At 56.1% G+C, this 1106-nt stretch carries 2 protein-coding genes; one reads left to right on the top strand and one right to left on the bottom strand.

Annotation, left to right across the window (positions count from 1 at the left end; genetic code table 11):
- Window positions 1–41: 41 nt before the first annotated feature.
- Window positions 42–455, bottom strand: coding sequence for an RNA-guided endonuclease InsQ/TnpB family protein (locus NW808_RS03945; RefSeq protein ID WP_414420363.1), 414 nt, complete (start codon window positions 453–455; stop codon window positions 42–44).
- A gap of 431 nt (window positions 456–886) precedes the next feature.
- Here NW808_RS03945 and NW808_RS03940 point away from each other — a divergent pair.
- On the top strand, window positions 887–1106 hold a 220-nt coding region (locus tag NW808_RS03940; protein WP_414420362.1), incomplete at its 3' end, for a hypothetical protein.

Here is a 1106-nt window from a genome sequence, read left to right as displayed (position 1 = left end):
GCAATCACCACCTTGCCAATCGCGTAAGCGGGACGTAGTCCTTACACCTTGCCGTAGTAGTCCAGCCACCCGGTGAAAATGCTCCATGCGGCATCCTGGAAAGTGCTCCGCACCGCTAACGCGAACGACTTGGCCAGATGATGGTTCTTGACTAAGTTCTGCACCTGCAAGTCCTCATACACCACGACGTCGTTAGACGCCACCACGCACCGGGCAAGCTTGATTGCCCAGTCTCTACGCTGGCGTTGAACCTTGAGGTGCAGCTTGCCAAGACGTTGTTTCTGCTTGAGATAGTTCTTGGACTGTTTCTGAATGCCCTTTCTAAACCGGCGACTCAACCTCCTTTGCTGTTTCTTAAGCCTACGTTCAGCACGACGCAAGAACTTAGGGCAATCGACCTTGTTGCCGTGTTGGTCGGTGTAGAAGTGCTCCAGCCCCAAGTCAAGGCCAATCATGGTGCCGGTGTACTGGCTCTTTTCCCTGCGCTCAAGTCAAGGCAGAACTGGGCGTAGTACCCATCTGCCCGCCGGATAACCCGCACCCGGTTAATTCTTGGAGCTGAGGATAAGCTTCCTCGCCTCCCCGCTGCAGTACAAGGCAAAGGTGCCAGCCTGGTTGCCGTCGGTGTTCGCGTTAGCGGGCCGTAGGCCTTAGGTGATGGACATTCCATCTGCCGACAACTTCCACCCAGATTGCTTGTACTCCACAGAGCGGCAGTTCTTTTTGCTCGCGAAGCGGCGCGGAGCGCTCACTGGGGGTAGCCCTTCTTTGTCTGCCCCTCTCGGCAACGGCGGTAGAAGCTGGAGATGGCCGCCCAAGCTCTCTCCGCACTGGCTTGCCTGGCTGTTGAGTTGAGCTTGGCAGCAAACTCAAACTCCTGAGCCAGATGCTTGCAAAGAGCGTACAGCTCCTTCTTGCCCACGCCTTGGTTATCCATCCAGTAGCGCAGGCATTTGTTGCGTACAAACTGCGCTGTGCGGATGGCTTCATCCAAAGCTTGGTACTGGGCTGGCGCTCCATGAAGGAGCTTGGCTTCCCTCGCTTTAGCGGCGCGGAGCGCTTTGACGCGCATGATTCTAGTTTATCAGGGGAAACCTTGGATAAAA

Source organism: Synechococcus sp. W70.1 (assembly GCF_047461515.1).
GTDB lineage: Bacteria > Cyanobacteriota > Cyanobacteriia > Thermostichales > Thermostichaceae > Thermostichus.
The sequence above is the reverse complement of the archived record's forward strand: the minus strand, read 5'-3'. Positions and strand labels throughout refer to the sequence as shown.